Genomic DNA, 25874 nt, shown 5'->3' with positions numbered 1-25874 from the left:
ATCGGAAATAGGAAATAGGAAATCAGGTGCCCTACAGACCCAGATCAGCGAAACGCCACGAATAGACATCGAAGAGCGGAATGGAGAATCGGGGAATCAGGCGACCCACAGGCCCAGCCCAGCCCAAACAGCGACAGGAAGACGCTTTCCCCGATTCCCGATTCCCGAATCCCCAATCCCCAAAAAAAACCGGCCATCTCACGATGGCCGGTCTATCGATACCTAACTAGCTGACGCTACACCGGCTTACTTCGCCGGCTTGGCACCTGCCTCGTCCGGCAGCGCCCAGGCGATCACGCTGTCGCCCGACTTGGTTTCCATGCGGTCGTGTCCGCCCACCGCGGCCACGATGTACTGCTTGCCGTCGATGGTGTAGCTCAGCGGCGCGGCCTGCGGGCCAGCCGGCACGCGGGTCTCCCAGACCTGCTTGCCGGTGCGGGTGTCGAAGCCGCGCATGAAATCATCCAGGGATGCGCCGATGAAGGTCACGCCGCCAGCGGTGGCCAGCGAGCCGCTGTTGTTGGGCGTGCCGATCTCGAACTTTGTCTTGGACGGGATGCCCATCGGGCCTTGGTCGTAACCGGTGCCCAGCGGACGGCGCCAGATCACCTGCTGGGTGCGCAGGTCCACGCCGGAGATGTAGCCCCACGGCGGTGCCACGCACGGCGTGTTGAGCGGCGACATCCACGGCTCCTTGCGGGCGCCGTAGGCCAGACCCTTCTGCGCCATGTAGCCGGGCGTCTTGCTCTTGCCGTCGAACACCGATACCACGCCCAGCTCATTCATCTTTTCGCGGGTGTAGACCTGCAGGGTGTAGGGCAGGCGATTGCTGTTCATCACCATGATGCCGCGCTGCAGATCGACCGAGACGCCGCCCCAGTTGATGCCGCCGTGGTTGCCGGTGAAGGCCAGCGAGCCTTGCAGGGTCGGCGGGGTGAACATGCCTTCGTAGCGCAGCTGCTTGAACTGGATGCGGCAGGCCAGCTGGTCGAACGGGGTCATGCCCCAGGCATCGGATTCGATAATGGTCTCGTAGTCACGGCTCGGCGCGCCCACGGTATTGGGCATGCCCGGCGAGATCGGCTGGGTGGCCGCGGTCCAGTCGCCGTGATCGGTGCCCTGCGGCACGGCGATCTGCTTGACCGGCATGAGCGGTGCACCGGTGGCGCGGTCCAGCACGAACACCTGGCCGGACTTGGTGGCCTGGATCACCGCCGGGCGGGTACCGCCACCGGCCACCGGCCAATCGACCAGGTTCGGCTGCGGGCCGATGTCGTAATCCCACAGGTCGTGGTTGACGGTGCGGAAGTGCCAACGCTCCTTGCCGGTGGCCGCATCCACGGCAACCAGCGAAGCGGTGTATTCCTCATCCTGCGGGGTGCGGCCCTTGCCGAAGAAATCACCCGAGGCGTTGCCGGTCGGCAGATACACCAGGCCCAGCTCGTCGTCGGCGGACATCAGCGACCACACGTTCGGGGTCGAACGGGTGTAGGTCTGCCCGGCCGGCGGCTCGGCGGTGATCGCCGGGTTGCCCAGGTCCCAGGCCCAGCGCAGCTGGCCGGTGAGCGCATCGAAGCCGCGCACCACGCCCGACGGCGCATCGCCTTCCTGGCCGTCGCGGACCTGGCCGGTGGGCTGGATCACCACGCCGCGCATCACCACCGGCGGGGAGGTCGGGCCGACGAAGCCGGGCTTGGTGTTGCCGGTGCCGGCGTTGAGATCGACAAAGCCGTTGGTGCCGAAGCTGGTGCACAGCTTGCCGGTCTGCGCGTCCAGCGCGCCAAGGCGGCCATCGACCATCGGCCAGAAGATCCGCGTCGGGCACTCGGCGGTGCCTTGCGGCGCCTGGTAGTACGACACGCCGCGGCAGGTGGTGGCGGCAACGCCGGCCATCGCCTTCGGATTGGTCTGCGGATCGAAGCGCCAGCGCTCCTTGCCGTTGGCCGCTTCCACCGCGATCACTTTCTGGGTCGGAGTGCAGATGTAGAGCAGGTCGCCGACCTTGAGCGGGGTGTTCTGGAAGGCATAGCCCAGCTTGGAGCCGGCCGGCTTCAGGTCGCCGGTATGGAACTCCCAGGCCACCTTCAGATCCTTGGCGTTTTCCGGGGTGATCTGCGCGCCGGGGGTGTAATGGTTGGACAGGTTGGAGCCGGCATACGCGGTCCAGTTGCTGGCATCGTGATTGGCCGCGACGTTGCCGTCCGGGCTGGGCACGTTGCCGCGGCTGAAGGGCGTCGCGTTCTCGGCCGGCAGCTTGGAGGCATCGGCCAGTTCGACATTGCGCGGTGCCAGCAACGGCCACAGGATCAGCGTCGCACCCAGGATCGGCAGCACGCCGGTCACCAGCACAAAACCCAGCCCCGACAACGGCTGCATGCGGCGACGGGCCACGCCCCAGAACGGCAGCAGCACCAGCCCCAGCACCGATAGCCAGGCCAGGCGCGGGACCAGACCCCAGCCATCCAGGCCTACTTCCCACAGCGCCCAGGCGATGGTGGCCGCCAGCGTCGCACCAAACAGCCACAGGCCGGCACGCTTGCCCAATGCCAGCAACACGCCGGCCAGGAACAGGCCGATGCCCGCCAGCAGGTAATACCAGGAACCACCGACGGCGACCAGGCGGCCGCCCTCGTAGGCAAGCACCGCACCGAGCACGGCGATCACCACGGCATAGACCACCAGCAACCAGGTGCCTAGTCCACGTTTTGAGGATTGATCAGTCATTTTGAGATGTCAGGAAGGACCCAGGCACCGGCAGGCGATGGCGAGTCGTGGAGGGAGAAAGATCACAGGCTGGCGAAGGGCGGCCCGTGTTCTAACTAAAACGTCCTAAACAAGAACGTCCGGATATGAACGCGCAGCCCCTCCCAGGTTCTCAGCGCTACTCATGTGAATATTTTAGACCGCAACGACGCTCGTGTCCGTGACGGAATGGGAACCAGTGTTCAGACCGTGCATCGCAGCGCGGGAAGTGCTTAAAACCGCAGGGATGGAGAGTGCGGTGATCTCAGGCGGTCCTGGTGGCATTCGCGCATGGCGACAAAATGCGTCATCCGGCTGTAACTCTAATTTGTTATTGACGCAAACGATGAGGCGGGATTCGGCATTCGGGAATGGCGAGTCGTGCATGCCGGGATTTTCGACTCGAGCATCTTCCACTTGCACCGGCAGACGTATTCTCATCGCCCTTCAGGCACTTTCTCCCGATGCAAGAAAAAAGGCGCCGGCAATGCGCGGCGCCTCTGTATGCTGATCGTGGTGTGCGCGGGTCGCGTGTTGCTGGTAACGCGCAAATCCCGAGTCAGATATCGGCCAGCGCCTGCAAATACCGCTGGCGCCAGTGGTTGATGTTGTTCTTGCGCAGATGATCCATCATCGCCCGCCAGCGCTCGATGCGCGTTGCCAACGGCATGCTTGCGGCGGTGGCGATCGCATCGGCCACGCCGTCGAGGTCGTGCGGATTGACCAGCAGCGCTTCCTTCATTTCATCGGCGGCACCGGCCAGCAACGACAGCACCAGCACGCCGGGATCCTGCGGATCCTGCGCTGCGACAAATTCCTTGGCGACCAGATTCATGCCATCGCGCAGCGGCGTGACCAGACCGACCGAGGCGGCGCGATAGAAACCGGTCAAGGTCGCATGGCTGAAGTTCTGATTGACGTAGCGTAGCGGCGTCCAATCCGGCTCGGCATGCCCGCCGTTGATATGGCCTGCGATCTGCTCCAGTTGCCCGCGCAACCGGCGATATTCGTTGACATCGCCACGCGACACCGGCGCGATCTGCAGGTAGGTCAGGCTGCCGGACTGCTCCGGGTAGCGCTCCAGATAGCGCTCGAACCCCTGGAAGCGTTCCGGCAGGCCTTTGGAATAATCCAGCCGGTCCACGCCGATCGCCAGTTGCCGGCCGCGCAGGCTTTCGCGCAGGTCGCGCACGGCCTGCTTGCCGACCGAGGCCTTGGCCTGGTTGGCGATCAACTCGGTATCGATCCCGATCGGGAAGGCCGCGGCACTGAAGCGACGCCCGCCTGGGCCCTCGACGATGTCGCCGTCCAGGATGCGGCCGCCGCCGAACAGGCGCACATAGGCCTTGAAGCGCTCGGCGTCGCGCTGGGTCTGGAAGCCGACCAGATCGTAGGCGTAGAACGTGCTGAACAGGCGCGCGTGATCGGGCATCGCCTGCATCAGGTCGGCCGAGGGCATCGGCACGTGCAGGAAGAAGCCCATCTTGCAGCCCACCCCCAGCTCGCGCAGCATCGCGCCCAGCGGGATCATGTGGTAATCGTGGATCCACAAGGTGTCGCTGTCCTTCAACAACGGCGCCAGCTTTTCGGCGAACAGCCGATTGACCCGCATATAGCCTTCGCGGGTGGCGCGGTCGTAGTCGACCAGGTCCAGGCGGAAGTGCAGCAGCGGCCACAGCGTGCGATTGGCAAAGCCGTTGTAGTACGAATCGATGTCACGCTTGTTGAGGTCCATGGTGACGAACTTGATGTCGCCCTCGGTCTGCTCGTGCATGCCGCCGCTGTCGCCGCGCACGGTCTTGCCGCTCCAGCCGAACCACACGCCGCCACGCTCCTTGAGCGCCGCCAACAAGCCCACTGCCAGGCCGCCGGCACGGTTTTCGCCGGGCACCGCGACGCGGTTGGATACCACCACCAAACGACTCATGACGCCTCCTGCCAGCTGCGCGACAAGCGCATCGCTGCGATGATCAAACCCACATGCGAATAGGTCTGGGGGAAATTCCCCCAGGCTTCGCCGTCTTCGAACGATAGATCCTCGGACAGCAAGCCGAGGTGATTGCGGCGCGAGAGGATGCGCTCGAACAATTCACGCGCCTCCTCCTTGCGACCGATCGCGGCCAGCGCGTCGATGTACCAGAACGTGCAGATGGTGAAGCTGGTTTCCGGCTCACCGAAGTCATCCGGTGCGATGTAGCGGTACAGCGCATCGCCATGCTTGAGTACGCGGCCGACGGCTTCGACCGTGCGCACGAAGCGGCTGTCGTCGTTGGCGACGATGCCGATATCGGCCAGCAGCAATAGCGATGCATCCAGGCGATGACCGCCCAGCGTATCGGTGAAATGACCACGTTCCTCGCTCCATGCCTCGCTCAGCACGCGTGCGCGGATGGTGTCGGCGCGCTCGCGCCAGTACACGCTGCGCTCGGGCAGCACCAGCCGGTCGGCGATCTTGGACAGCCGGTCGCAGGCAGCCCAGCACATCGCAGCGGTGTAGGTATGCACTTCGGCGCGTCCGCGGAATTCCCACAGGCCGGCGTCGGGCACGTCATGCAGGGCGAACGCGCGCTCACCCAGCGGCTCCAGGCGGCGGAAGGTATCCGCATCGCCCTGATCCTTCAGCCGCAGATCGAAGAACAGCTGCGTGGATGCCAGCACCACGCTGCCATAGACGTCGTGCTGCTGCTGGATCCAGGCCAGGTTGCCGCGCCGTACCGGGCCCATGCCGCGATAGCCGTCCATCGTCTCGACTTCGTGCTCTTCCAGCTGCGATTCGAAACCGACGCCGTACAGCGGCTGCAGCGTGCCGTCGGCGGTGGCGATGTTGAAGATGTAGCCGATGAACTGCTCCATCGTGCGCGTGGCGCCCAAGCGATTGAGCGCGCGCACCACGAACGCAGCATCGCGCAGCCAGCAGTAACGGTAATCCCAGTTGCGCGGGGTGTTGGGCGCTTCCGGGATCGAGGTGGTCATCGCCGCGATGATCGCGCCGCTGTCCTCGTACTGGCACAGCTTGAGCGTGATCGCACTGCGGATCACCGCTTCCTGCCAGTCCAGGGGAATCGACAGGTAGCGCACCCATTCGCGCCAGTATTCCTCGGTGCGTTCCTGCGCTTCCTGCACGTAACCGGTGAGCGAGCGGGTCAGCGATTCGTCCACGCCCAGCACCAGGTTGACCGGGTGGCTGAGCACGAACGGCAGGCCATCGCGCACGAAGCGGACCGGCACATCGGTGGTCAGGCGCAGGGTGAACTCGGGCAGCACCCAGCGGATGTGGTTGCTGCCCCAGGTGGTCTCCGGGCTGCGGCCACCCCAGTCGGCCAGCGGGCGTGCGCGCACGATGATGCGCGGGTTGCCGGCCAGCGGGCGGATCTGCCGGATGATGCTGACGGGCCGATAGAAGCGCCCGTTGTTGCGCCAGCGCGGCGCGAAGTCGATGACTTCCACTTCGCCGCCGTGGCTGTCGCGCAACACGGTACGCAGCACGGCGGTATTGGGCAGGTAATGCTGCTCGCTGCTGGCGAAGTCTTCCAGTTCCACCGCGAAGTCGCCGCCTTCGCCCTTGGGCGAGAGCAGCGAACAGAATGCCGGGTCGCCGTCGAAGGCCGGCAGGCAACTCCACACCACACGTGCCTGCCGATCGACCAATGCCCCAAAGCTGCAGTTGCCGATGACGCCCAGATCCAGGTTTGGCTCGGTCATGGAGTGCGAACGATCCTTTTGAAGAGAAGAGGGAAGCGCGCCGTGCTCAGGCCTGGCGCGCGTTGCGTTGCAGCCACGCATGCACGTCGGCGGTACCGTCGACGCGGAAGCGCGCGCTGGTCTGGGCGCGATCGCCGACCAGCACGCTCCAGCCGCCGAGACGATTGGCCGCTTCGAAGCCGAATTCGTCGGTGAGGTCATCGCCGACGAACACCGGCGTGCGGCCGGCGAATGCGCCGTGCTGCATCAGCTGTTCGACCGCCAGGCCCTTGTTGCTGCCTTCGGGCACGAATTCGACCACGTGGTCGCCCGGTTGCAGGCGATAGCCGGAAAGCTGGGCGATTTCCTGCTGCGCGAAGGCGAGCACCTCGGGGCCGGCGAGCGGTTGCGCGCGCCAGTGCAGCGCGACGCTGACGCCCTTGTCTTCGACCAGCACACCAGGGTGCCGGTGCGTGAGTGCGGCGGCGCGTTGGTGCAGGCCATGCAGCCACTCGGAGGTGTCCTGCGGCATTGCCGCGCGCGCAGCGATGTCGCTGCGAAGTTCGTGCCCGTGCAGGCCGGCGGCCGGGAGCAGCAACGGCGCGAACAAGGCGTCGAGCTGCGACAGCGGTCGTCCGCTGACCAGTGCCACTGCGCCATGCAGGCGCTCGCTCAGCTGGCCGATGGCCGCGCGGACCTCGGGCAGGAGCCGCACAGCCTCGGGGCTGTCGGCAAAGTCGATGAGGGTACCGTCCACGTCCAGAAACAATGCACAGGCATCGTCCAGCAATGGCGGCGACGGAAGGGGGGAGTGCACGTCTGCCATCGCGCTAGTGTGCGCAAAGCGATGTGATATTCAGGTTATGCAACAGCGGGGATTGGGGATTCGGGAGTGGGGATTGGCGCCTAGTCGCCCTTGCCAATCCCCCAATCCCGGCGTCAGAAGGTGTAGCGCACCCGCCCATACCAGTACGCGCCATTGCTGCCGATCGGCGAGAGCACGTCGTAGGGCAGGTTGCCGAAGTAGGCGATGTCGTCGATGGAACGGTCCGAATAGTTGTCGAGGATGTTCTGGCCACCGATCGCCAGCGTCCATTGCGTGCCCAGGTGGTACTCGGCTTCCAGGTCCAGCTGCCATTCCGCGCCGTAGGTCTGGCGTGGCACGAAGCCGCCGCCGAAGTCGAACACGCGCGTCGCACTGCCGTAGCGGTTGACGCGGGTCTGCAGGTTCCAGTGCTCGTTGTTCCAGTTGGCGGCCAGCGCGGCGCGTGTGCGCGGCGCCGCATCGGTGAGCGTGTTGCTCTCTTCGATGCCGAACAGCACGTAGTCCGGGTCCAGCGCGAGCAGCTGCGCCGGGGTGCCGATGACGTTCTTCAACTCGGTCTTGGCGTAGCTGTAGGTACCGGTCAGCAGCAGGTCGCCGCCGAAGGCGTACTGGCGCCAGTTGCCGACCAGCTCGGCGCCGCGGGTGCGGGTGTCGGCGGCGTTGAGGAAGTAGCTGGCGCTCTGCACACCGCTGACGCCGAAGTTCTGCTGCACGAAGTCCGTCAGCGCGGTGCCGGTGATGTCTTCGGACAGCGCGATGCGGTCGTCGATGTCTATCTGGAAGAAGTCCAGCGACAGGTCGAAATGATCGCCCAGCTGGCTGGTGAAGCCCAGGCTGTAGTTGAGCGATTTTTCCGGCTTCAGGTCGGTGGCGCCGAGCGCGCGGGCGATCGGGTTGTAGACCGACAGCAGGCGGCCCTGGGTCAGGCGACCGGCCGCGTCATAACCGGTGGACGTGGCTTCGTAGCCGATCTGGCTGAGCGAGGGTGCACGCACGTTGTTGGAGACCGCCCCGCGCAGCGCGAATGCCGGGGCGAACGCATACCGTGCGGCCAGCTTGCCGGTCCATTGGCTGCCGAAATCCTGGTAATGCTCGTAGCGGCCGGCCAGGTCGGTGGAGAACTTGTCGCCGAACTGGCTGGACACGTTGGCATAGGCGCTGGCCACGTTGCGCGACAGGTCGGCCTCGTCCTGCGGGCTCAGGCCGCCGCCGGCCTGCGAGCCGGTGGGGCGATCGGTGAACGGGCCGGCCGCATAGCTGGCCGGGTCGCCGGCATGGGTGCGGTATTGCTCGCGGCGGAACTCGGCGCCGGTGCCGAAGGTATGGGTGGCGCCGGCCGCATCGAACACCCGGGTCAGATCCAGGTTGGCCACGGTCTGCGCAAAGGCGAAGTCGCCGGTCTTGAAGCGCGTGGTGCTGCCGGGGCCGAGCGAGGCGTTGAGCGAATTGCGCAGTCGGTAGGTGAAGTCGTTGCGGCCGTAGTTGACGCTGGCGTCGTAGTCCCAGTCGCCGAGCTGCCCACGGGCGCCGGCGACGATCTGCAGATCGCGATTCTCGCCTTCGGAAATCGGGCGGTAGCCGTTGGGGTAGATCTCACGCCAGTTGGCGCTGCCATCCGGGTAACGGAAGTAATTGGCGCCTTCGGTGTCGCGCTGGTTGTAGGTGCCGAAGGCGTAGAACTCGCCGTTGGCGCTGAAGGGGACCTTGGTGTTGAGCCAGGCATTCAGGCCCTTGGTGGCGCCATCGCCGAGCACGTAGTTGCGCCGGCCCGCCAGGGCCAGGTTGGCCGGGGTCTGCTCCTCGAACAATGGAATCTGGTCGAAGCCGGCCCGATTGGTCGCTTCGCGATTCTTCAGCTCCAGGCCGACCTTGAAGAAGCCGCCGTCATCGCCGAGCAGCGTGCCGACCTTGGCGCTGGCATAGCTGGTCTGGCCGTCGGTGACGCGGCGATTGATCGGCTCCACATCGGTGTTGTAGGCGCCGAAGCTGGCTTCCAGCTCGCCGCGCTCGGGGTTGTCGTCCAGGATCACGTTGATGACGCCGGCGATGGCGTCAGAGCCGTATTGCGCGCCGGCACCGTCGCGCAGCACTTCGATGCGCTTGATCGCATTGATCGGGATGGAATTGAAATCCACCGGCGTGGTGCCCTTGCCGATCTTGCTGTCGGTATTGACCAGCGCCGAGGTATGCCGGCGCTTGCCGTTGACCAGCACCAGCACCTGGTCGGGCGAGAGGCCGCGCAGCTGCGCGGCGCGGATATGGTCGGCGCCGCCGGAGTTGGACTGGCGCGGGAAGTTGAACGAGGGCAGCAATGCCTGCAGCGCGCTACCGAGCTCGCCATTGACCACGCCGGCCTTGCGGATGTCCTCGGCCGTGAGCACGTCCACCGGGACGGTCGATTCCAGCACGGTGCGGTCGCTGGCGCGGGTGCCGGTGACGATCACGGTGTCCAGCGTGGTGGCGCCGGGGGCGGCCTGCTGGGCCTGTGCATTGGCGCTCAACGCGGCGGCGACGGCCAGGCCGATGGCCGAAAGGGTGGGGCGGGTCATGTCTCTCTCCTGCAACAGCAACTGCGAACGCGCCGCGCGGTCGGCATCCGGCCGGGCAGGGCGCAAAGGGGTTCGGATCGTCCACATTCATCCGGATAGAGAGATATTATCGCGTTGTTCAGGCGCGTGCGAGATGGCACAGTGCGCGCACGCCGGCATCAGCTGATGCCGGCCCTGCATGAGCCTGCCCCCGATCCGTCGTAACCGTACCCGTTGTGGAGAAGTCGATGAAGTTGTTGCCGTCCTGCCTGCTTGCCGCCACGCTGGCGCTGTCCGCCTGCGCCACCACTCCCGGCGGCGCGCCGGGCTCGACCACTGCCAGCCTGCAAGGCGATGCGGCGCGGCCGGCGACGGCGCACGGTTGGGTGCGCAGCGAGCTGTACTTCGGTGTGGGCCAGGAGACCGGCCCGGCCGATCGCCCGCAGACCCGCACCATCGACGACACGCAATGGCGCGCGTTCCTGGACAAGGAAGTGACCCCGCGCTTCCCGGACGGGCTGACCGTGTTCGATGCCTACGGCCAGTGGCTGTTTCGCGGTGCCAAGGAGCCGAACCGGCTGGGCACCAAGGTGCTGGTGATCCTGCACGAGGACACCCCGCAGCGGCGCAACGACATCGAGGCGATCCGCCTGGCCTGGAAGCAGGCCACCGGGCACCAGTCGGTGCTGTGGTCGCGGCAGGCGGTGGAGGTGTCGTTCTGAGTGGTGCCGCTTGGCGCGGCCGCCGTACCTGCGGTGCGACCGCGGCGTGGGCAGCGGCACCGGCGAATGCTGCGCGTGCGGTGCAATGACGCGTTGCACCCGTGTCTTTTCAGCGGGCAGGTTCGTGCTGGGTGAGCTGCCAGACCGGGTGGCCATGCGCCTTGAGGATCTGCGCCGGCTGCGTGTGCGCGCGGCCGGCGTGTGGCTGTCGACGGCGCTAGCCGGCCTGTCGTTCGCGGCGATGGCACGCGACACCAGCGTGCAGGTGACGATCGATGCGCACACGCATGCCACCGCCACGCTGGTCGGCGAACGCCTGCATGTGGTGTTCGCCCCGGGCGGCAAGGAGCAATGGCTCGACGCGAATGTGGACGACGGCGAAGGCGGCGCCGGCGTGGACAGCGACGACTACAACTTCGACGGACACCCGGACCTGGCGGTGTCGGCGATGCTCGGCCAGGTCAACGAGGCGGTGCTGGTGTTCGTGTTCGATCCGGCACAACGCCGGTTTCGTGTGCTGACCCCGCCCACGCGCCCGGCGGTGCAGTGCGAAGGCTTCTTCAACCTGACGCTCGACAAGTCGGACCGCAGCGTGACCAGTTCCTGCCGCAGCGGGCCGATGTGGTACGCCGACGTGTATCGCTACGCGGCCGATGGGCGGCTGTATGTGGCCACGACGCAGCAGCCGATCGCTTCGCCGCAGATCCAGACCTTGCTGGATCCGGGCAGCGACGATGGCATGCCGCTGTCGGTATGGCCGCGCTACGACGCGCGTGGGGTGCGGGTGTCCAGCGCGATCGGTACCACGCTGGACACGCCGATGCCGGTGCAGTTCCACGTGCAGGTGGCGCGTCTGCCGCTGTACGCCACACCTTCGGCGACCAGCGCCAAGCGCTACCTGGTGCAGGGCGATCAGGCCGATGCGCTGGATGTCAGCGCCGACGCCACGCGCGTGCAGGTGCGCTATCGCAGCGCCAACCGTGGCGACATCGTCGGCTGGATCGAGGTTGCTGCGGCGATGAAGTAGGGCCGTTGCTGCCACGCAGCCGCCTGGCATGGAACAGACCGGCGCAATCGCGGCGACACGCTCTGATTCACCGCGGCGCTGTCGCGCGTGATGAGCAGCGGCTACCATCGGCCGATCCCCACGCTTCCTGGCTCCCATGTCGGCCCCTTCCTCGCGTACTGCGGCATCGCCGCGCTGGTTCGTCGCCGGCGACCTCAATGGCTTCTTCGGCCTGGTCGTCGACAATCTCTCCATCCTCGGTTTCATTGCGATGGCACTGGTCGGGATGTTCCAGTTCCCGGCAGAAGTAGTGTTCGGGCGCATGTTTCCCGGCACCGCGTTCGGCGTGCTGGTGGGCAACCTGCTCTACACCTTGATGGCGCGGCGGCTGGCCGCACGCAGCGGGCGCGACGACGTCACCGCGATGCCGCTGGGCCTGGATGCGCCGACCAGCATCGGCATGGCGCTGTTGGTGCTGGGCCCGGCGTTCGTCGGCTTCAAGGCGCAGGGGCTGGACCCGCAGGCGGCCGCCATCGCCACCTGGAAACTCGGCATGGCTTCGCTGGTGGTGATGGGCCTGCTCAAGCTGGTGCTGTCGTTCGTCGGCGAGGCGGTCACGCGCGCGCTGCCGCGTGCGGCCTTGCTCGGTTCGATCGCCGGCATCGCGCTGGTGCTGATGGGCCTGTTGCCGCTGCTGGAAACCCTGCGCTCGCCGGTGGCCGGCTTCGTCACCCTGGGCCTGTTGCTGTACGTGCTGCTGGCCAAGGGGCGGCTGCCGACCACGTTGCCCGGCGTGCTGGTGGCGTTCGTGATCGGCACTGCGTTGTATTACGGCCTGGGCCTGGCCGGCCTGGGGGCGCCGGGCTTTGCCGTGCCTGCGTTCACGCCGCCGACGATCGTGTTGCCGCTGCCGAACCTGGGCTTCATCGACGGCCTGCCGGCCACGGTGGCATACCTGCCGTTGCTGCTGCCATTCGGCTTGTTGATGGTGGTGGGCGGCATCAATGTCAGCGAGAGCGCACGCGCGGCGGGCGATGACTACCGCACCCGCGACATCCTGCTGGTGGAAGCCTTGGCGACGCTGGTCGCCGGCGTCTGCGGCGGGGTGGCGCAGACCACGCCGTACATCGGCCAGCCGGCCTACAAGCACATGGGCGCGCGCTCCGGTTACACGCTGCTGACCGGCCTGTTCGTCGGCATCGGCGGCATGCTCGGCGTGATCTCCGGGTTGGTGCAGTGGCTGCCGCTGGCGGTGCTGGCACCGATCATCGTGTACGTGTCGATCGACATCACCACGCAGGCGTTCCAGGCCACGCCCAGGCAACATGCCGGCGCGATGGTGCTGGGCTTTCTGCCGTCGGTGGCGTACCTGCTGACCATCAAGGCGCCGGGCTGGATCCCGCCGGAGCAGCTGGTCGCACTCACCACCAAGCTCGATGGGCACGGCCTGCCGGAGCTGGCGGTGATCTTCGCGCTGGGTAACGGCTTCATCATCACCGCAATGCTGTGGATCGCCACGGTGGTGGCGATGATCGATGGCCGGCTGCGTCGCGGCGCGGTCTTCCTGCTGGTGGCCGCCGGGCTGACGCTGTTCGGCCTGATCCATTCGGTGGACCCGCGCGGCGGCATCTATCTGCCATGGTCGCTGCAAGGCCTGGCGCGCGCGATCAGCTGGCAGTTCGTCGGTGCCTATGTCGCGCTGGCGGTGACCCTGCTGCTGCTCTCGTTGTTGCCTGCACGCAAGGACACGGTGCAATGATGTCCCGCTCAGGTGTATTGCGCGTGCTCATCGGTGGCGCCCTGTTGCTTGGCACCGGCGGCGCCTGGGCGACGTCGTTCGATTGCAAGCAGGCAGGTACCGCGGTCGAAAAACGGCTGTGCGCGGTGCCGGCGCTGGGCACGCTGGACGATCAGCTGGACGCGTCCTATCGGGCGCTGGTGGACACCACGCCGCGGCACGCGGTCGCTGGCGTGCGCGATCAGCAGCGCGCCTGGTTGCGCAGCGCAATGCCTGCGCGCAGGACGCCAGGCTGGACGGCTGCCTGCAACGCACATTGAAGGCCAGGGCCGATGCGTTGGCCAAGGCGCTCACTGCGCAGCAGCAGGCACTGGACCGCATCATCGCCGCGATTCCTGCCGCGCCTGCCGACGCCGCGCGCCAGTTGCAGGGCTACGACACGCCGCTGGCCTCGGCGTGGCTGGCCTATCTGCATCAGTTCGTTCCTGCTGCGGGCGTGGATGCGGCGCTGGCGGATGCGCGGTTTGAAAGCGCACGCAAGGCGCTGCGCAAGGTCGACGACTTCGCCGCATCCCTGCTCGACGACGTGGAGGGCGTACCTGCCATGCAGCCGCAGGAACGTATCCTGACGTTGTTGCGGATGTGGATCGAGCGCGACGACCGCGATCAGCGCCCGTACGTGCATTGCTTCATCTTCGCCACAGTGGGGGAGCCAGCATATGAGGCGTTCGGCTCGCTGTATGGCTCCACCCGCGACGGGTTCGCGCCCATCTGCGAGCCGCCGGGCGGCCTGTTTGCATTGGCCAGCTGGAAGCAGCTGGATGCCGGTTTCGACGGGTTGATCCAGGCCCTGGGCAAGGATGCAGGCACCATTCGCTACGCCAGTTACGCGGAGTGGAAAATCATCGCGCTACGCGCGTCGGTGTCGCCGTTGCTGTACCTGACCCCGGCATTGCGCAAGCGCTACGGCGACGATCCGGACAAGGCGATTGCCGCCTGGACCGGGGAAGACAGCGATTGGCCGGCGGCACAGCGCAAGGCCGTGCGCGCGTTGCTGCCGAAGGTACGCGCCGACACTGCCGCATGGCTGGTGCGCGAGAAGCGCCTGCCTGCGAAACAGGCCGAGCAGGCGGCCGCCGCGATCGTGGCGGCCTGGGTGAATGCGCGGCTGGATTTCGCAGGTTGAGAGCGGTGGCAAGCCTGCTCGCGGATTTCAGGCGGGCGGTGGCGTCGCTTGATGCGGCAACGCCGGTCGTCCTGGGCCTAGACCAGGCGATGTGAATGAGCCAGAGCCAAAGCTAACGCCAAAGCCAAAGCCAAAGCCAAAGCCGAAGCCGAAGCCGAAGCCAAAGCCGAAGCCGAAGCCGAAGCCAAAGCCGAAGCCGAAGCCAAAGCCGAAGCCGAAGCCGAAGCCGAAGCCAAAGCCAAAGCCAAAGCATGCGATCTGCGGCTTTGCTGCGGGCCCTTGCCCGCCCACCATCGCGGGACACGCCGCAAGTACGTCCATGTAGGCTCCGGCGCGGCATCCATGCCGCTCAGGGTCCCGCGACGGTGAGCGGGCAAGGACCAGTTGAGATGGTCGGTACGCAAAGTAAGAGCAGTGCTGGGTGCGCCTTGTTCAATCGTGAAGCATCGGCTCCACGTCTGATGCGCACCGTACGACAGACGGCTTTTCAGATGAGCGCCGACCAACTGTCTGGTGCGGTGTCCTTGCCGGTTGCGGGACCGTGTGGCGGCATGGATGCCGCCACCGAGCCCCCAGGGATGGGTTCACGGCGTGTCCCGCAAGCGGTGAGGGCACCGCGCCCTCGATTCACTGAGCTTTTGATTCAAGCATCCGATCGCGGCTGAACAACCACGCTGTTCCCGGTCTCGACTGCTTTCTGGGTTGGGTGGTTGGGCTTGGAAAGTGCGGATGGATCAGCGGCAGAGCGGCCGATCTGGCGCTTGGTTGCAGGGCCCTTGCCCGCCCACCATCGCGGGACACGCCGCAAGTACGTCCATGTAGGCTCCGGCGCGGCATCCATGCCGCTCAGGGTCCCGCGACGGTGAGCGGGCAAGGACCAGTCGAGATGGTCGGTACGCAAAGTAAGAGCAGGTGCTGGGTGCGCCTTGTTCAATCGTGAAGCATCGGCTCCACGTCTGATGCACACCGCACGAGAGACAGCTTTCAGATGAGCGCCGACCAACTGTCTGGTGCGGTGTCCTTGCCGGTTGCGGGACCGTGTGGCGGCATGGATGCCGCCACCGAGCCCCCAGGGACGGGTTCACGGCGTGTCCCGCAAGCGGTGAGGGCACCGCGCCTTCGATTCACTGAGCTTTTGATTCAAGCATCCGATCGCGGCTGAACAACCACGCTGTTCCCGGTCTCGACTGCTTTCTGGGTTGTGTGGCTGGGCTTGGAAAGTGCGGATGGATCAGCGGCAGAGCGGTCGATCTGGCGCTTGGTTGCAGGGCCCTTGCCCGCCCACCATCGCGGGACACGCCGCAAGTACGTCCTTGTAGGCTCCGGCGCGGCATCCATGCCGCTCAGGGTCCCGCGACGGTGAGCGAGCAAGGACCAGTCGAGAGGGTCGGTGTGCATGGAAGAGCAGTGCTGGAGGCTTCTTGTTCGATCATGAAGCGTCGGCTCCACGTCCGATGCGCGCCGCACGACAGACGGCTTTTCAGATGAGTACCGACCAACTGTCTGGTGCGGTGTCCTTGCCGGTTGCGGGACCGTGTGGCGGCATGGATGCCGCCACCGAGCCCCCACCGCCAGGGACGGATTCATGGCGTATCCCGCAAGCGGTGAGGGCGCCGCGCTCTCGATTCAGTGCTTGATTGCAGCATCGCTGCACATCGATGGAACCACCGCGATCTGGCATGGTCACACCCTGGATGGTGTCGATGTAAGGAGTTCCATGATGCAATCCAAGTCTTCGCGTTGGCCGTGGCTGCTGGCAGTGCCGGTGGTGGCCGGCGCTGCCTGGTGGCTGTTCAGCGGGTCACCCACTGCGCCGGGCGCCTTGCCAGCGCCGATCAGCCAGACCGCCAGCGCCGTGGCAGCGGCGGTGACCCCGTCGCCGCCGGCGCCGGCGGGGCCGCGCCATCCGGTGCAGCAGCCCTCGGCCGATGCCGCCGACGCGGCGATCCCTGCGCTGGGTCAAAGCGATGCGGCAGCGTGGGAGGCCTTGCTGGCGTTGGTGCAGGACGACGGTGCATTGTCGATCGTGTTGCGCAAGCACTTGATCGAACGGGTTGTGGTGATGATCGACAATCTCACCCAGCCCAGCATCAGCCGTCGCGCCTCGGTGCTGCAACCGGTGGCAGGTGAATTTGCGGTGTCCGATGCCGCCGGAAGTGTAGTGGTCGACCAGGCCAATGCGGCGCGTTATGCGCCGTACGTTGCGGCTTTCACCCAGGTGGATGCGCAGGCGCTGGTGCGCAGTTATGTACGTTTCTATCCGTTGTTGCAGCAGGCGTATGCCGACCTGGGCGCGCCGGACCGTTACTTCAACGATCGCGTGATCGACGTGATCGATCGTTTGCTGCGCACGCCCGACCCGGCACAGCCGATCAGGGTGCAACGCGACGAGCGTGGCCGTTATCGGTTTGTCGATCCGGCGTTGGAGTCGCTGTCGGTCGGTCAAAAGGCGCTGCTGCGGCTGGGGCCGGCGCAGGCGGCTGCCGTGAAGGCGCAGTTGCAGCGGATCCGCACGGCGTTGCTGCAGGGTCGTTGAAGCGGCGTGTGGTGGCGCGAGGATAAGGCCGCCCGGTGCGGCCTTGCATGCATGGTTGCAGCTTCGCGCGGCATTCCGGCATGAAGCAACGCAGATGGGCGGCACGCGCTACGCCACGTGCCGCCACTGCTTACGCCGCATCCAGTTCCGGATAGTGGCGGAAGATGCCGTTGGTATTGAACGCCACGCGTCGTTCGGATGCGAGATAGGCCTCGATGCGCGGGCGCTCGGCCACGCGTTGCTGCAAGGCCTTCAGGCCGGGAAGATCGGCCGATAGTGTCTTCATGCGCTTGGGGAACATGTACTCCAATCCGCTGACCAACTGGAACAGCGACAGGTCCACGTACGAGTGCGTGCCCAGCACATGGGTGCCGCCGGCCTGTTGCAGCACCTGCTCGAAATAGCCCAGGAACTTGGGCAGGCGGTTGTCGCGCAGGTCCTTGGCGCGCTTGGCCGCCTCGGCTTTCTGATCTTCGTAGTACAGGCCGGTGGCGATCGGATGATGGCTGTCGTGCACCTCGGCCACCAGGTCGGCGATGGTCAGCTGCAACTGCAATGCCTGGATGCGCTGCGCGTCAGAGTCGGGTACCAGCTGCAGTTGTGGCCCGATGACATGCAGGATGGCCGCGACCTGCGCAACCACCGTATCGCCAGCCTTGAGGAAGGGCGGCGCAAACGGCTGCGCGCCGGCCTGGTTGCCTTCCAGAAAGGCATTCATCACCTCATCGCCTTCCACGCGCGCCACGTCGGTGTAGTCGGCACCGGCATCTTCCAGTGCAAGGCGGACGAATTCGCCGCGGCCTTGCAGGCCGGTCCAGTAGTAGAGCTGGTAGTGCATGTGCTGCTCCGCGATTGACAGCGCTACACCATAGAAACCGCGCGGCTAGGCGGGCGTGATCGAGGCGTCAGCGGGCTGTGACTCGGTGCCGCCGTGCGGTTGTGCCAGCAGCCAGGCCAGCTTGCGCGCGCGCGGCTGTTGCTTGAGCTGCCACTCCGCGCGCGAGGCGGCGGCGCGGTCCGCATATGGATGGCTGGCAAGCAGTTCCAGCGGCGGATGTGCACGTGTATAGCGCGCGCCGGTGCCACGCAGGTGTGCCTGAAAGCGCCGCTCCAGATCATTGGTGATGCCGGCGTAATAACTGCCGTTGCGGCACAGCAGCAGGTAGAGGTGCCAGGGCTTGGGTGCATCCATGTGCCCATTATCGCCATTGGCCGGGTGTCGTGCAGCGAGGGTCTTGGCGCGCGCCGGGCATGGATGACCGGCACGCTGCGACGCGTGAGTGAATAACCATCTGAACATTGGTTATTTGACGCTTGAGCCAGCTGCAAACAGCATGCGCTACTGCGTTGCAGCGCCGTTTTGGCTTGCGCTGCGCAAGGGTCGCCGTGCATGCACAACGCTCGCCGACTCGCAGTTCCCCACGCTGCTGCAAGACAGCCGACGCCACGAAAGGACGTACATGCCCGCGCGACACCGGACCCCTGCAAGGATCCTCGCTGCTTCGAGATGGTTGGCCAGGCCGCAGGTGTTGGCGTGGAGTCTGGCGTGGGTAGTTACGCCGGTGCTGGCCAATGAGGTGGGCGAGGCTGCCGCGACGCCGGAGCGCGCCGCGCAGACACTGGGTGCGGTCACCGTGACCGCCACGCGCCGCGAAACCACCCTGCAGCAGGTGCCGGTGGCGGTATCGGTGGTCCAGGGCGAGACGCTTGAGCGCGAAAACCGCAACAGCGTGGCCGACCTGCCGGCCCTGGTGCCCAGCCTGACCTTCCGCACGGGCGCCTCCAACAAGGACACCTCGTTGTTCCTGCGTGGCGTGGGCACCATTTCCACCTCGCCGGGCGTCGAGCCCAGCGTGGCCACGGTGATCGACGGGGTGGTGCTGGGGCGTCCGGGCCAGGCCACGCTGGACCTGCTCGATGTCGAGCGCATCGAAGTCCTGCGCGGGCCACAGGGCACCTTGTTCGGCAAGAACGCCTCGGCCGGCGTGCTCAATATCGTCAGCAAGCCGGCGCCGGAACTGTTCGGCGGCTATGTCGATTATTCGCACTTCGGTGGCGGCGACGAAGACCGCGTGCGTGCCAGTGTTGGCGGCACGCTGGTGCCGGAGCTGCTCAAGGCCAGCGTGTCGACGTTGTGGGCCGAGTACGGCGGCAATGTGCGCAACGCGGCCGACGGCCAGACCGTCAACGGCTACCGACGCTCCGGCGCGCGGTTGCGGCTGGACCTGACCCCGAACCCCGGCTTGAACGCGACGCTGCTCGCCGATTACCTGCAATCGCACAGCGATGCGCCCAGCGGGGTGGTGGTTGCCAGCACGCGTGCGGACTTCGCCGCGGCGCTGGCACCGGTTGTCGCCAGCGCCGACAACCGGCAGATCAACAGCGATTACCGCACGCAGCTGGACGACATCAACAAGGGCGCCTCGCTGCAGCTGGACCAGCAGCTCGGCGATGCGCTGCTGACCTCGATCAGCGCGTGGCGGCAGTGGGACAACACCCAGTTCCAGGACGGCGATCGCACCGCGCAACGCAGCGCGGCGTTTCCGTCCTCGCACGACCGTGGTGACCTGGGCTACACGCAGTATTCGCAGGAAGTGCGCATCCAGACCCCGCGCGATCGTGCGGTGGAGGCGGTCGCCGGGCTGTATTACCTGCATGCGCGCAACGACGAAACCTACCGCCGCACGGTGACGACGCCCACCGCCAGCAACGTGGGCGTGGCCGATTACGCCACCCGCGCGGAAACCTATGCCGCCTTCGGCGAGGCCACCTGGCATTGGCGCCCGGATCTGCGTGCGCTATTGGGCGCGCGCTTCACCCGCGACACGCTCGACTACCGGCATCAGCGCGTGTCCAGCTCGGCAACCGCAGTCACCGGCATCCAGCCGTCCACCGCAAGCAGCGGCAGCACCGCGGAAAACGGCGTGTCCGGCCGCATCGGCCTGCAATACGATGTCGATGCGCAGACCACCGGTTACCTCACCTATTCGCGCGGCTACAAGGGCCCGGCCTACAACGTGTTCTTCAACATGCAGCCGCGCGATACGTCGGCGCTGAAGCCGGAGACCTCCAACGCGTGGGAACTGGGCCTGAAGGCGCGTGCACTGGACGATCGCCTCAGTGCGAACGTGGCGCTGTTCCATACCGAGTACGCCAACTACCAGGCCAACTTCTTCGACACCGTGGCCGGGCAGGTGGTGACGCGCCTGATCAACGCCGGGCAGGTGCGCACGCAGGGCCTGGAGCTGGACCTGGAGTATCGGCCCACCGAGCGGCTCAGCCTGGCCGGCTCGCTGGCCTACACGCAGGCGCGCATCCAGCGGTTTGCCTGCCCTGCCGCCGCGGCGGCCAACTGCAATGTCGACGGCAGGCCGCTGCCGTTTTCGCCGGACTGGAAGGGCAATCTGCGCGCCGGGTATCGGGTGCCGCTGCGCGGCAGCCTGGCGCTGGAATTCAACGGCGACGTGAGCTGGCAGGACAGCGTGCAGTACGACCTCAGCCAGACTCCGCAAACCGTCCAGGGCCCGTATGCGATCTGGAACGCCAGCATCGCGCTGGCCGACGATGCGCATGGCTGGCGGGTGGCGGTGCTCGGCCGCAACCTCGGCGACCGCGCGTATGCGCCGCTATTGGCTAATGCCACCGGCAACGTGTACCGGCTGGTGCCGCGTGACGACCAGCGTTATGTCGGGCTGCAATTGCACAAGGATTTTTGACGATGTTTGTGATGTGTTTCGAGAGTGATCCGAGCCATGCAGGCGCGACGCGCGGTGGACTGCGATGAGCGCCGCACGACAGCTCTCGCTCGGGGCGTTCCTGATGGCCACCGGCCATCACGTGGCCGCGTGGCGGCACCCGCAGGCCAGTGCCGATCCGCTGGTGTTCGATCATTACCGTGAGATGGTGCGCATCGCCGAGGCCGCCAGGTTCGATGCGGTGTTCGTCGCCGACAGCCTGGCTGCGGCCGGTGGGCCGGTGGCATCGCGGATGGCGCGCTCCAGCCTGTTCGAGCCGCTCACGCTGCTCAGTGCGCTGGCGGTGGTGAGCGAGCGCATCGGCCTGATTGCCACCATGACCACCAGCTACAACGAGCCGTACCACGTGGCGCGCAAGTTCGCCTCGCTGGACCATCTGTCCGGCGGGCGTGCCGGCTGGAATATGGTCACTTCCGATGCCGCCGACGAAGCATTGAACTTCAACCGCGACGCGCATTACGTGCATGCCGAGCGCTATGCGCGGGCGCGCGAATTCCAGCAGGTGGTCGCGGGGCTGTGGGACAGCTGGGACGACGATGCCTTCATCGCAGATACCGCCGCCGGCGTGCACTACGATCCGGCGCGGTTGCATGTGCTGGACCATCGCGGCGCGCACTTCCAGGTCCGCGGCCCGCTCAACATCGCGCGTGCGCCGCAGGGGCATCCGGTGCTGGTGCAGGCCGGCTCGTCCGAGCCCGGGCGCGCGCTGGCGGCGGAAACGGCCGAGGTGGTGTTCACCGCGCAATCGTCGCTGGCCAAGGCGCAGGCGTTCTATGCCGACATCAAGGGGCGGCTGGAACAGTTCGGGCGTTCGCGCGATGCGTTGAAGGTGATGCCGGGTGTGTTCATCGTGGTCGGGCAGAGCCAGGCCGAGGCGCAGGAAAAGTTCGAGCAGTTCCAGGCGCTGGTGGAGCCGGAGGTCGGCATCGCGCTGCTGTCGCGCATGCTGGGCAATTTCGACCTGTCCGGCTATCCGCCCGATGGCCCGTTGCCGGAGTTGCCGCTCACCGAAACCGGGCAACGCAGTCGCCAGCAGTTGTTCACCGAGCTGGCCGGACAGGAGCAACTGAGCATTGCCCAGCTCGGCCGGCGCATCGCAGGCGGGCGCGGGCATTACAGCCTGATCGGCACGCCCACGCAGATTGCCGACGAGCTGCAGGCCTGGTTCGAGCAGGGCGCCGCCGACGGCTTCAACGTGCTGGTACCCCATCTGCCCGGCGGCCTGGCCGATGTGGCCACGCACGTGGTGCCCGAGCTGCAGCGGCGTGGACTGTTCCGGCGTGAATATGCCGGGCGCACCTTGCGCGATCATCTGGGGCTGGCACGTCCCGTCAATCGCTTCAGCGCACGCTGACTCACCGGATACCCTGATGACCTATCTCGCACATCCCGATCGTTACGACCGTATCGCCTACCGCCGTGTCGGCCGCAGCGGCCTCGTCCTGCCGGCGCTGTCGCTGGGCCTGTGGCACAACTTCGGCGACAGCACGCCGATCGACACGCAGCGCGCATTGCTGCGTACCGCCTTCGACCTGGGCGTCACCCATTTCGATCTGGCCAACAACTACGGCCCGCCGTATGGCAGCGCGGAAATCAACTTTGGCCGCCTGCTGCGTGAAGACTTCAGGCCGTATCGCGATGAATTGATCCTCTCCACCAAGGCCGGCTGGGACATGTGGCCGGGCCCGTACGGGCAGGGCGGCAGTTCGCGCAAGTACCTGCTGTCCAGCCTGGACCAGAGCCTGCAACGCCTGGGCGTGGACTACGTGGACATCTTCTACTCGCACCGCTTCGATGCGGACACGCCGCTGGAAGAGACCGCCGGTGCACTGGCCAGCGCGGTGCAGCAGGGCAAGGCGCTGTATGTGGGCGTGTCGTCGTATTCGGCGGCGCGCACGCGTGAAATCGCCGCGTTGTTGCGCGCGTGGAAGGTGCCGTTGCTGATCCATCAGCCGGCCTACAACCTGTTCAATCGCTGGGCCGAGCACGAATTGTTCGACGCAACCGAGGAGGTCGGCGCCGGGGTCATCGCCTTCACGCCACTGGCGCAGGGACTGTTGACCGGCAAGTACCTCAATGGCGTGCCCGGCGATGCGCGGGTGAACCGGCCTGGTGGCGACTCGCTGCGGCCGGAACATCTGTCCGAGGACAACCTGCAACGCGCACGCGGGCTGGAGGCGATCGCGCAGCGGCGTGGACAGAGCCTGGCGCAGCTGGCCTTGGCCTGGGTGCTGCGCGACCAGCGGGTGAGCTCGGCATTGCTGGGCGCCAGCCGCCCGGAGCAGTTGATTGAAAACGTCGCGGCCTTGCAGACGACCGAGTTCAGTGCGGACGAGCTGGCCGAGATCGATCGCTTTGCGGTCGAGGGGGGCGTGAACCTCTGGGAAAAACCGTCCACCGATTGGCAATGAGGAACACGCCGATGCGCTACCGTTTTTTGTTCGCTGCGTTGCTGTTGTGCGGCATCGCGTGGCTGCAACCCGCAACGGCCGCCGAGCCGGCGCAGCTGCGTATCGGCTATCAGAAAGCGGTGTCCAGCCTGGTGCTGGCCAAGCAGCATCGGTTGCTGGAGCAGCGCTTTCCGCGCACCAAAATCAGCTGGGTGGAGTTTCCGGCCGGCCCGCAGCTGCTGGAAGCCTTGAACGTGGGCAGCATCGACCTGGGCGGTGCGGGTGACATTCCGCCGCTGTTCGCGCAGGCCGCCGGTGCCGACCTGCTGTACGTGGGCTGGGTGCCGCCCACCCCCAAGGCTGAGACCGTCCTGGTGCCGGCCAGCAGCACCCTGCGGCGGGTGGCCGACCTCAAGGGCAAGCGGGTTGCCTTCCAGAAAGGCTCCAGCGCGCACAACCTGTTGTTGCGTCTGTTGGCCAAGTCCGGCCTGGGCATGCGCGACATCACGCCGTTGTATCTGTCGCCGGCCAATGCACGCGCGGCGTTCGCCGCCGGGCAGGTGGATGCCTGGGCGATCTGGGACCCGTGGTATTCGGCACTGACGCTGGATGGCAGCGCACGCCTGCTCGCCAACGGCGAAGGGCTGGGGCTGACCGGTGGGTTCTTCCTGTCCTCGCGCCGTTACGCCACCGCCTGGGGCCCGTTCGTGCAGCAGGTGATGGTGCAGCTCAACCAGGCCGATGGCTTGCTGGAGCGCGACCGCGCCGGCAGCATCAAGGTGCTGGCGCAGGTCAGCGGGCTGTCGCCTGCGGTGGTCGAGCGCACGCTGACGCATCGTCCGCCGGCCAGCGTGCAACCGCTCAGCGCCGAGGTCATCAAGGCGCAGCAGGCCACTGCCGATCTGTTCTACGCGCAGCGTTTGTTGCCCAAACGCGTGCTGGTGGCGCCGGCGGTATGGCGTGCGCCCGCGGCGGCTGCCGCGCAAACGGCGGGCAAGCCGGCGGGGGGCAAGTGATGCGCGCAAGCCGCAGCACACGCGCAGGTGCGGACGCGTGCCGGACACCGGCAACGGGCAGATGCGCGCCGTCGCGCCGAGGCCCCGCCACGACACCGCGGTTGCGCGATGCGTAGCGGCCTGCAGCGTCTGGGCAATGCGCTGGTGCCCTGGGTGTTGCCGCTGGTTTTGCTGGTGGCCTGGCAGGTCGCGGCCTCCGGCGGCTGGTTGCCGCAGCGCATCCTGCCTGCGCCGGACGCGGTGCTGCGCGCGGCAGTCACCTTGGTGCGCAGTGGCGAGCTGTGGCAACACCTGGCCATCAGCAGCTGGCGGGCGGCCGTGGGCCTGGCCATCGGTGGCAGCATCGGCTTTGCGCTGGGCCTGCTGACCGGCGTGTCGCGGGTGGCCGAGCGCCTGCTCGACAGCAGCCTGCAGATGCTGCGCAACGTGCCGCATCTGGCGCTGATTCCGCTGGTGATCCTGTGGTTCGGCATCGACGAGGGCGCCAAGCTGTTCCTGGTGGCATTGGGCACGTTCTTCCCGATCTACCTCAATACCTACCACGGCATCCGCAGCGTGGACCCGGCCTTGATCGAGATGGCGCGCAACTACGGCTTGCGCGGGCCGCAGCTGTTCGTCGATGTGTTGTTGCCCGGCGCATTGCCGTCGATCCTGGTCGGCTTGCGCTTTGCGTTGGGGCTGATGTGGCTGACCCTGATCGTGGCCGAAACCATTTCCGCCAGTTCCGGTATCGGCTATCTGGCGACCAACGCGCGCGAGTTTCTGCAGACCGACATCGTGGTGGTCGCCATCGTGTTGTATGCACTGCTCGGCAAGCTGGCCGATCTGGCCGCACGCGGACTGGAAGCCTGGTGGCTGGGCTGGCATCCGGCGCAGCAACAGCGTGCGGAGCTGCGCCGATGAGCGCGACCGAGACCGGCCTGCCGCTGCACTTGCGCGGCATCGGCAAGCGCTACGGCGATAGCGCCGTGTTGCGCGGCATCGACCTGGACGTCGCACCTGGCGCATGTGTGGCGGTGGTCGGGCGCAGCGGCTGCGGCAAGAGCACCTTGCTGCGGGTGATCGCCGGGCTGGAGACGGCCGATACCGGCACCGTCGACAGCGGCCATGCCGCGCTGGCGGCGCAGCGCGATGCGGTGCGGCTGATGTTCCAGGACGCACGGCTGCTGCCGTGGAAGCGCGTGATCGACAACGTGGCGCTGGGCCTGGGGCGTGCCGGGCGTGCGCAGGCACAGGTGGCGCTGGACGCGGTGGGGCTGGGCACGCGTGGCGGCGACTGGCCGGCGACGCTGTCCGGCGGCCAGCGCCAGCGCGTGGCCCTGGCGCGTGCGCTGGTGCATCGGCCGCGGCTGTTGCTGCTGGACGAACCGCTGGGCGCGCTGGATGCGTTGACGCGCATCGAGATGCAGCAGCTGATCGTGCAGTTGTGGCGGCAGCATGGCTTCACCCTGGTGCTGGTGACCCACGACGTGGCCGAGGCCAGTGCGCTGGCCGATCGCATCGTGCTGATCGAACACGGCCAGGTCGGCCTGGATCTGCCGGTGCCGGTCCCGCATCCGCGTGCACCCGGCGCGCCGGCCCTGGCGGCAATCCAGGCGCAGGTGCTGGCGCGCCTGCTGCGGACGCCGGACGTGGTGGCGCCAGCGGGCGCGGAGACTCCTGCTGTGGAGCAGGGGGGTGCCATGCCTGCACCTTTGTCTCTCCGGCGGATCATCTGACGGTTTGCCGGTGGGCCTGGGTCGCTCAGG

Annotated in this window: 18 protein-coding genes and 1 pseudogene; 11 read left to right on the top strand and 8 right to left on the bottom strand. The window is 66.8% G+C overall.

Annotated elements, in window-relative coordinates:
• Nucleotides 1-246: 246 nt before the first annotated feature.
• From EO141_RS11900 to EO141_RS11880, 5 genes are all read right to left on the bottom strand, one after another.
• Nucleotides 247-2685 (bottom strand): glucose/quinate/shikimate family membrane-bound PQQ-dependent dehydrogenase, encoded by a 2439-nt coding sequence (locus EO141_RS11900; protein ID WP_206514799.1) that lies wholly within the window; start codon nt 2683-2685, stop codon nt 247-249.
• Between the two features lie 616 nt (nt 2686-3301).
• Nucleotides 3302-4669 carry an alpha,alpha-trehalose-phosphate synthase (UDP-forming) gene (gene otsA, locus EO141_RS11895; protein WP_104583636.1) on the bottom strand — a complete coding sequence of 456 codons (1368 nt, stop codon included), beginning with the start codon at nt 4667-4669 and terminating at the stop codon, nt 3302-3304.
• Nucleotides 4666-6444, bottom strand: a complete 1779-nt coding sequence (locus EO141_RS11890; RefSeq protein ID WP_104583635.1) for a glycoside hydrolase family 15 protein — start codon at nt 6442-6444, stop codon at nt 4666-4668. The genes otsA and EO141_RS11890 overlap by 4 nt, the downstream gene beginning before the upstream one ends.
• Nucleotides 6445-6490: 46 nt before the next feature.
• Nucleotides 6491-7249, bottom strand: coding sequence for a trehalose-phosphatase (otsB, locus tag EO141_RS11885; RefSeq protein WP_119127608.1), 759 nt, complete (start codon nt 7247-7249; stop codon nt 6491-6493).
• Nucleotides 7250-7362: 113 nt separating this feature from the next.
• Complete coding sequence (locus EO141_RS11880) at nt 7363-9798, bottom strand: TonB-dependent receptor (RefSeq protein ID WP_127169295.1); 2436 nt, start codon at nt 9796-9798, stop codon at nt 7363-7365.
• A gap of 227 nt (nt 9799-10025) precedes the next feature.
• On the opposite strand from EO141_RS11880, the gene EO141_RS11875 reads away from it, so the two are divergent.
• From EO141_RS11875 to EO141_RS11860, 4 genes and pseudogenes are all read left to right on the top strand, one after another.
• Nucleotides 10026-10499: a DUF3574 domain-containing protein gene (locus EO141_RS11875; protein WP_119131083.1), complete on the top strand. Its 474-nt coding sequence runs from the start codon at nt 10026-10028 to the stop codon at nt 10497-10499.
• Nucleotides 10500-10653: 154 nt separating this feature from the next.
• Complete coding sequence (locus EO141_RS11870) at nt 10654-11526, top strand: hypothetical protein (protein WP_241236659.1); 873 nt, start codon at nt 10654-10656, stop codon at nt 11524-11526.
• 136 nt (nt 11527-11662) lie between these two features.
• Entirely contained in the window at nt 11663-13264 is a 1602-nt protein-coding gene (locus EO141_RS11865) for a hypothetical protein (RefSeq protein WP_127169293.1), read from the top strand.
• Nucleotides 13264-14429: pseudogene (locus EO141_RS11860) on the top strand (lysozyme inhibitor LprI family protein). Before EO141_RS11865 ends, EO141_RS11860 begins: the two are co-directional and overlap by 1 nt.
• Before the next feature lie 27 nt (nt 14430-14456).
• Here the strand turns inward: EO141_RS11860 and EO141_RS21530 are convergent.
• Nucleotides 14457-14750: a hypothetical protein gene (locus EO141_RS21530; RefSeq protein WP_206514797.1), complete on the bottom strand. Its 294-nt coding sequence runs from the start codon at nt 14748-14750 to the stop codon at nt 14457-14459.
• 1399 nt (nt 14751-16149) lie between these two features.
• On the opposite strand from EO141_RS21530, the gene EO141_RS11840 reads away from it, so the two are divergent.
• Entirely contained in the window at nt 16150-16965 is an 816-nt protein-coding gene (locus EO141_RS11840; protein WP_127169291.1) for a DUF3014 domain-containing protein, read from the top strand.
• Nucleotides 16966-17095: 130 nt separating this feature from the next.
• Here the strand turns inward: EO141_RS11840 and EO141_RS11835 are convergent, their stop codons facing one another.
• Nucleotides 17096-17803 carry a glutathione S-transferase gene (locus tag EO141_RS11835; RefSeq protein WP_127169290.1) on the bottom strand — a complete coding sequence of 236 codons (708 nt, stop codon included), beginning with the start codon at nt 17801-17803 and terminating at the stop codon, nt 17096-17098.
• 45 nt (nt 17804-17848) lie between these two features.
• Complete coding sequence (locus tag EO141_RS11830; RefSeq protein ID WP_104650220.1) at nt 17849-18157, bottom strand: GIY-YIG nuclease family protein; 309 nt, start codon at nt 18155-18157, stop codon at nt 17849-17851.
• Nucleotides 18158-18425: 268 nt separating this feature from the next.
• Between EO141_RS11830 and EO141_RS11825 the strand changes: the two genes are divergently transcribed.
• The 6 genes from EO141_RS11825 to EO141_RS11800 all read left to right on the top strand — a co-directional run bounded on the left by EO141_RS11825 (nt 18426) and on the right by EO141_RS11800 (nt 25844).
• Complete coding sequence (locus tag EO141_RS11825) at nt 18426-20681, top strand: TonB-dependent receptor (protein ID WP_241236658.1); 2256 nt, start codon at nt 18426-18428, stop codon at nt 20679-20681.
• 64 nt (nt 20682-20745) lie between these two features.
• Nucleotides 20746-22074 (top strand): LLM class flavin-dependent oxidoreductase, encoded by a 1329-nt coding sequence (locus EO141_RS11820; RefSeq protein ID WP_127169289.1) that lies wholly within the window; start codon nt 20746-20748, stop codon nt 22072-22074.
• Between the two features lie 16 nt (nt 22075-22090).
• A complete protein-coding gene (gene mgrA, locus EO141_RS11815; protein ID WP_127169288.1) occupies nt 22091-23131 on the top strand; it encodes an L-glyceraldehyde 3-phosphate reductase in 1041 nt (346 codons plus the stop codon).
• Nucleotides 23132-23142: 11 nt separating this feature from the next.
• Entirely contained in the window at nt 23143-24126 is a 984-nt protein-coding gene (locus EO141_RS11810; protein ID WP_127169287.1) for an aliphatic sulfonate ABC transporter substrate-binding protein, read from the top strand.
• A gap of 108 nt (nt 24127-24234) precedes the next feature.
• Nucleotides 24235-25029, top strand: coding sequence for an aliphatic sulfonate ABC transporter permease SsuC (ssuC, locus tag EO141_RS11805; protein WP_127169286.1), 795 nt, complete (start codon nt 24235-24237; stop codon nt 25027-25029).
• Nucleotides 25026-25844, top strand: a complete 819-nt coding sequence (locus EO141_RS11800) for an ATP-binding cassette domain-containing protein (protein ID WP_127169285.1) — start codon at nt 25026-25028, stop codon at nt 25842-25844. Before ssuC ends, EO141_RS11800 begins: the two co-directional genes overlap by 4 nt.
• The last annotated feature ends 30 nt before the right edge of the window (nt 25845-25874 follow it).

The organism is Xanthomonas sp. BRIP62415 (assembly GCF_003993515.1).
GTDB lineage: Bacteria > Pseudomonadota > Gammaproteobacteria > Xanthomonadales > Xanthomonadaceae > Xanthomonas > Xanthomonas euroxanthea.
The sequence above is the reverse complement of the archived record's forward strand: the minus strand, read 5'-3'. Positions and strand labels throughout refer to the sequence as shown.